The sequence below is a fragment of the Shewanella sairae genome (genome assembly GCF_023283535.1).
GTDB lineage: Bacteria > Pseudomonadota > Gammaproteobacteria > Enterobacterales > Shewanellaceae > Shewanella > Shewanella sairae.
This window is the reverse complement of sequence record NZ_JAKILT010000108.1, coordinates 1-5,977: the sequence shown is the minus strand read 5'-3', so window position 1 is coordinate 5,977 and position 5,977 is coordinate 1. Positions and strand designations below refer to the sequence as shown.

Genomic DNA, 5,977 nt, shown 5'->3' with positions numbered 1-5,977 from the left:
TGCCTATCGTTAAGGGGAATAAGCAATCCCAGCAAAGGCCGCTAATGGGATTGACAAACTCCCCTGTACAAGCGGCGGTATCTGCCAGTGTTGGCGGGCTGTAACCAAGTACTAGACAACAGGCGAGTAAGCAGGACTTAATAAACTTCATAGTGGGTTGTTCCTAATGTAACTGCCGCGCGTTGCTTGGCGGCCAATGAGTGATAGATTGAGGCAAGCTCAATCCATCCTAATCGGCTCCCTCAAAAGGCTTGAGTAGTGACACATCAAACTCTGTGATCTGCCAATGGGTTTTAGCTTGCTCGGCGGTTGTTGGAATGTGCTTGATTTTCAGGTTGCGTGTGATGTTTCCCCCTTGGTCGAAAAAGATCCTTTCTTGCAAAATATTAGCGACTTGCTCAGGTGCGCCTTTGGTTAAGATCCATTTGATTTGTTTACTAGGGTGTTGTTGCTTAAAGGATTGCTGAAACGCGACCGCCCAGGATAATTGCTGTTTGTCGTCCCCATCAAAGAACACTAAGGTTTTAGATAAAGCCACTGGCGGTAACATGTGGCCATTAGGCCATGTGCTCGCGTCAAAGGGGTTAATCCTCAGCCCTTTAGGAAATAGGATTTTACCGTTTGCGTCTTTAATATCTTGTGCGAGGGTTAAACTGGGATCGACTAAATAACTACGAGGGGAGGTTGTGGTTGAAATATTGTCTACAGGTTTGGGGCGTTTTACGGTTTGTTTGACTTGCTCCTGAAATTGGTCTTTCATTTTGTCCATTTCGCCATTTTCATCAAGTACGGCTAGCCTTGCATTGATCCAATCTAACATATCCATTTCAGCGATTGGGAATACTTGGCCTACCGTTCCTAATGGTTTTGCGCTGATAGGTAAGGCGAACATTCCTATCAGCAGCAACACCTTATACTTCAATTTAAAATCTGTCCTCACTTTGGTTGGGGTCGTGTTTTGCTTGTATATCAATCATGGCGGCAATATCACGGGTAATATCAATGGTGTTTTGATTAAGAATGTAACTCTTATCAACGATAATACTGTTGTTTTGACTTGCCCAGCGAGTAATCGCGCTATCAAATGTTACCGCCCATTCATCTATTTTGATGTTGATAGCGGCCTCTGGCAGTGATTGGCTTGCTAGCTCAGCCGTTAAGTCATTTAGCAGCTTAGTCGTATCCACGGTGACAATGTGTGTGTTGGGCGCAACAAATTGTTGAACGATTAATGTCGCGGGTATGCTGAATGCCACACTGAGGGCAATCGTTAAGAGTGTTTTTTTCATGTTACATCTCACCAAATTCAGCGAGACTTCTGGCTAATTCACGCGCTTCTAAAATTTCATCAATTTTACGGCGTGCATCGGCAGCTTGCTTTCTTGGGGAATATTTTTCCGTAGACGGCTGGATTTCAGCTCTAGGGGGTTGGTTGAACTTGCTCATAGCGTTCATTACGATCCAGATAGTATTGTTTTTTCAGCACCTCAAATGATTGCATTTCATTGGGGTAGAAGTGCCATGCTGTTTTGTTTACGGCTTCTTCAAGCGGTATACCTTGCTTAATTAAGGTTTCGCAGTATTCATACTCAACAGGTTCAGTACTGAATAGCGCCCTTGACCAAGGATCGGCAAATAAACGATGAAAGGTAATGGTATTACCTGCATTGACCATTACGCTCGAAAAGCCCGCGATTTTAGCCGTTTGAAAGTCTTTAATCAATGTCACTACATGACTATCGAACGCCGTGGGATTTTCTTTGACAAATTTAGCAAAATCAGACCCTTGTCTTAGGATCATTTTGATATCAGAGTTGTTGTAAGCGGCTTCGGCTTCGGGGGATTTGAAGAAGTCTGAAATCCCCTGCGTGACACAAGCAAAACTACCACCAAACTTACGCGCAGTACGGTAGCCTTTATCAATAAAGGCGCGAGATTGGCGGTTGTTACCACTCATTAATGACCAGGCTTCTTCAATCACACACAGCTTCTGCGTTTTTCTGTCACCTGATAAGTACATTGCCTGGTTAATCGTAACCATCAGTGCGAACACGACAGGGCGCAGTACGTTATCACTGAATCCCTCAAGCTCAATGGTGGTGATATGCACATTGGGGTCAAGCTGTGACGGCTCATTAAAGACTTGGCCGTAAATACCTGTGGTGCAGTATTTATTGAGCTGTGCCCCTAAATCACTAATGCGTCTATCGTTGTCTCGTTCCTTGGCGATTTCATACAGCGCTTGTTGCACATGGTCGATTAAGGTGTGTTGGCGGTTATCTGTCCACGCCCTTAAAATCGCGTCCCCAAGCATGTTTTCCTGATAGTCATCAAGATCGCTATTGGGAGCCGCAATAGAGGCGAAAAGTCCTGTTAAATCGCCTAGCAACGTGGCTAAAGGGTTAACCTCTTTATCGTCCCCGTCTTGACGTTGGCTTTCACTTGCGGCAGCCTCGGCAAGTGTCGTGCCCTGCTTGGCTTCTGCGGCGGCAATGTGGGTAAAGGGACTTAACCGAATTTGTGCGGCGTTGAGGTATACCCCGCCCATGGTTTGCGTGAGTTTTTTGTATGAATCACCTTTATCTAAGATCCACACTTTCCCGCCACGGCTATAGACGGCATTAACAATGTTTTGGGTTAGGAATGATTTACCGCCCCCTGATGAACCCGTGATCGCCATGTTTTGGTTATCGGTTCCGCAGTTGAACATATCAAAGTAGTTGATTTGATGCCGCATCGTTGGCAAGAGTAAGCCCCCATCTAATCGGCGATATTCCCCCACGATGGGGAAGAAGTTCACAAGATTGGATGTTTTAAGCATTCGGGCGCGACCCGCTTTCTTACAATCATCAAAATACTCAATCATTGAGAACGGTAAACCCGCGAGTAATGTTTGGCCGTGGATCATGTCGGTAGAAACCAGCTCTAACCCCGCGCCCTTAAATACCCCTAGTGCGGATTCTCTATCTGCTTTCATGTTTTCTTCATTGGTGTACAAAGTTAACGTGAAGATCATAGAGGCGATCTTGTACTCGTCCCGTAAGAAACCATCACGTAAGGCGGTGCGCTCTTCTAACTCTTTTTCAATGGTAGGTAAGAATACGCGCATCGGTGAGTTAACCCACTTGCTTAGGGATTGGATCTTAGATTCATTGAGTACGTGTTGTTTACCCGTATCTTCAATCTTGAAGTTACAGGTGATTTTAAACGGGCAACGCAGCGCGTTTGATTGGTTCGTTAATGAGGCGAGGCAGTTTGCCATTTGCCCTAACTGAAAAGCCGCAGGGAGCTTACGCAGTGAAAATTGTAATATGCGCGTGTGCGCGGGTTTGGATTGCTCAGCAAAGGTTGCGCGAGACTCTACATAGTTACGATGTATTAAAAACTCGCTATCGAGTTCAATCATTTGCGTGTGCAAATGTTCGTCTTCATTGTAGGCCGCTTGTTTAGGGTAGATTTGTGCGCCATTAAAGTTCAGTGATTGGCTAACAAAATCAATCAAGTGAGGTGCATCAAGGGTAGCGTGGTCAATACCCGCTTGCACAAAACCGTAATCAAGGGTGGTTTTTAAATCCAGCACTTCCTCCTCTTTGGCGGTTGAGGTGCAAAAGAAATAGGCTTGATAGTGTTTTAAGTCGAAACGGTAGGCATTGCCTAAGCGTGTACCAAAACCATGTTTTGCCGCATGGTGCGCATAAATGGCTTGGTTTTCAGCAATGGTAGCGGCCATGCCGCCCCGTACAGAGGCGCGTTTGGTATTGCTATCAATCATGTGGCCAACTTGGTTATTACCCGTCAGGCAAAATTGATAATCCCATTTTTTGCCCTCTGGTAGTCGGCACACCAGACTGTTTAAGCTGGTTACGATTTCTTTTGATGCCCCACCAAGCACACTGATTTTTTTACCAAAGCCGATTGAGTTTTGGTTTTCAAACAGCTCTGTGTCTTCGTTGTAATAGCGGTAAGGGAGTTCGTTGTGTAAATGGCCGACATTGGGGTGAGCGTTGGCAACTAGGTGTTTGAGAGTCATGTTGAACCTTATTCAATAGCGGTGTGGATATTGGCTATTTTTATCAAAAAAAAGGTTGGATATAGGCAAATCCAATAGAGATAAAATATAGCGATTGATTTAAGCGATAAATTGCTCAGGCTTGATGTCGGTAGCTCCCACGTAGCCAGCGCAGTTAATACGCTTGCTGTGCAAATGATTGCAAAGAACAGTAGCGCAAATGCCGATAACGGCATTTGTTTCAACTTATTATGAAATTCTTTTGTGCGTAAAACGTTAGCGTAACCGCACACGATTGCGGCAAAGATAATCACGGCCATGTTTATAGACATTGCCATGAGTGGCAATATTGGAAGCCAGAATAGGGCGAAAAATAGGTGTGAGTGATATGAAATATCATTTATTTCAGTTAATTCCGCCCTGCATTTTATCAAGAAACGATTAAGCATTAGTCCTCCGAACCAAAGTAAACCATGAGGTTTACTTTGGTTGATGCATTACTTCACGCTTCTTTTGATCGCCGATGTTGATAGTCGTTGCCAGTGTGACGGGGTAATGACGATGTGCATTACTGCGGTGTCATGGTAATTACCGTCCTTATCTTCATAAGGGAAGATGATTAGCTCACGAACTTGTTCCTGAACACGGTAAGGTGTCCCAGAGAACGGGGCGTTAAGTGGTGTGTTTTGGCTAAACAACGGGTTCACTTGTAACGGGATAGTCACTGTCGTCTCATTAACGACATGGCCTTGACGGTCAAACTCCCGCTTGGTGGTTGTCGTTTCCGTTGGAAAGGTGTCGATGTTGCTATCGGTTACGAGTGAGGGGGCTTCTTGCTTAATCACGTTGCCGTGTTGGTCAGTGCGATACTGCCCCTCGTCAATCATGGTGTGCATTCCGTTCATGGTGACACAACCGCTTATACCGTCCACTGTGTCGCATGAAAAATCTTCATTCATCACGGCACAACCAGAGAACAGTAGGGTTAACGGTAGGAGTAAAGAGAGTTTATTCATTGCGATTTCCCCGCTGCTAGGTTGTTGCCTGCCGATGCTTGGGCTGAAAGATAAAAGTGCGTGTTGAGGCGAATAATTGCCCCAATGCCGTAGACCAACACGGTAAGACTGAGCAACTGTTCAGGAGATAGAACCGTGAGCAGTTGCTGAATATCGCCCCATGTGACGGGTTTAATCGCCATAGGCTGTGTGTTGAAGATAAACCAGTACCACAAGGCGCAGAAATAAAAGGGTGTGCCGAGTACCACAAGTTTTGTGTACACGACAATCTCGCGAAACGCGAGACTGAGTATTTTGAGTATGAACATAATTTATTGCCTAAACGGGCTGGTCGGCTTGGATTGACCAATGTTGTTGAACTGCTGTGCTTGCATTTGTAACTGCGGCGGTAGCTGGTTCATTAAGGGGTTGTTGACCACGGCTTGTTGCGGTTGCTGCATGGCGGCCATACCGACTGCTAACGGGTTAGAAAAGTTTTGCATCATGTTAGTGGCGGTGTTGGCGATATTGGCGTCCTGTTGCTGTTCATACTTTGCAATGCTTTCTGCATCGAGAGGGAAGCCCTCTAAGAAAACAAGGTTAACGACTGCACCAGGATTAAGCTCAATGATAGGGTGATATTGCTCAGCCAGTTTGATGTAGTAATCCGCAAGCTTAGAGCCAACACTTTCTAATGCCGAGCCGCCCATGTTGAGTAGTGCTTGGCTAGGGTCAACGGTGGATACCACCCCTGACGGGCTGGTGATTTGGCTAGACGATGCATTTTTAGCGGTGTCACCGAGTCCAGTAAACAGTCCCGAAATACCTGCCATTTTCACAATGTCGCCATTGCGCATGACGGGTGTACCCCGAATACCGTTGCGGCCAAAGTTAAACGCTGTGCCTTTGACGGGAATATCAATGATTTCTTCACCGTGTTCTTCATCATCAAAAATACAGCTCATGCGCTGTA

7 protein-coding genes are annotated in these 5,977 nt (G+C 45.7%); all 7 read right to left on the bottom strand.

Features of this window, described 5'->3' with window-relative positions; all coding sequences use genetic code 11:
* Positions 1–229 precede the first annotated feature (229 nt).
* Positions 230–922, bottom strand: a complete 693-nt coding sequence (traW, locus tag L2748_RS22840) for a type-F conjugative transfer system protein TraW (protein WP_246616286.1) — start codon at positions 920–922, stop codon at positions 230–232.
* A gap of 1 nt (position 923) precedes the next feature.
* Entirely contained in the window at positions 924–1,289 is a 366-nt protein-coding gene (locus L2748_RS22835) for a TrbI F-type domain-containing protein (protein WP_220783396.1), read from the bottom strand.
* A 1-nt stretch (position 1,290) separates the two neighbouring features.
* Positions 1,291–1,455, bottom strand: a complete 165-nt coding sequence (locus tag L2748_RS22830) for a PA3496 family putative envelope integrity protein (RefSeq protein WP_248957773.1) — start codon at positions 1,453–1,455, stop codon at positions 1,291–1,293.
* The gene (gene traC, locus L2748_RS22825) at positions 1,421–4,030 is read right to left on the bottom strand and encodes a type IV secretion system protein TraC (RefSeq protein WP_220783398.1); all 2,610 of its coding nucleotides are present in this window, start codon (positions 4,028–4,030) and stop codon (positions 1,421–1,423) included. The genes L2748_RS22830 and traC overlap by 35 nt, the downstream gene beginning before the upstream one ends.
* 476 nt (positions 4,031–4,506) lie before the next feature.
* Positions 4,507–5,025 (bottom strand): type IV conjugative transfer system lipoprotein TraV, encoded by a 519-nt coding sequence (gene traV, locus L2748_RS22820; RefSeq protein WP_220783399.1) that lies wholly within the window; start codon positions 5,023–5,025, stop codon positions 4,507–4,509.
* Complete coding sequence (locus L2748_RS22815; RefSeq protein WP_248957772.1) at positions 5,022–5,288, bottom strand: hypothetical protein; 267 nt, start codon at positions 5,286–5,288, stop codon at positions 5,022–5,024. Before L2748_RS22815 ends, traV begins: the two co-directional genes overlap by 4 nt.
* Positions 5,289–5,336: 48 nt before the next feature.
* The coding region (locus tag L2748_RS22810) for a TraB/VirB10 family protein (RefSeq protein ID WP_248957771.1) at positions 5,337–5,977 on the bottom strand (641 nt) is incomplete at its 5' end.

Bases quoted from the DNA above. Each gene is read 5' to 3' on its own strand.
- L2748_RS22835 (WP_220783396.1), bottom strand. From the start codon at position 1,289: ATGAAAAAAACACTCTTAACGATTGCCCTCAGTGTGGCATTCAGCATA.
- traC (WP_220783398.1), bottom strand. From the start codon at position 4,030: ATGACTCTCAAACACCTAGTTGCCAACGCTCACCCCAATGTCGGCCAT.
- L2748_RS22830 (WP_248957773.1), bottom strand. From the start codon at position 1,455: ATGAACGCTATGAGCAAGTTCAACCAACCCCCTAGAGCTGAAATCCAG.
- traV (WP_220783399.1), bottom strand. From the start codon at position 5,025: ATGAATAAACTCTCTTTACTCCTACCGTTAACCCTACTGTTCTCTGGT.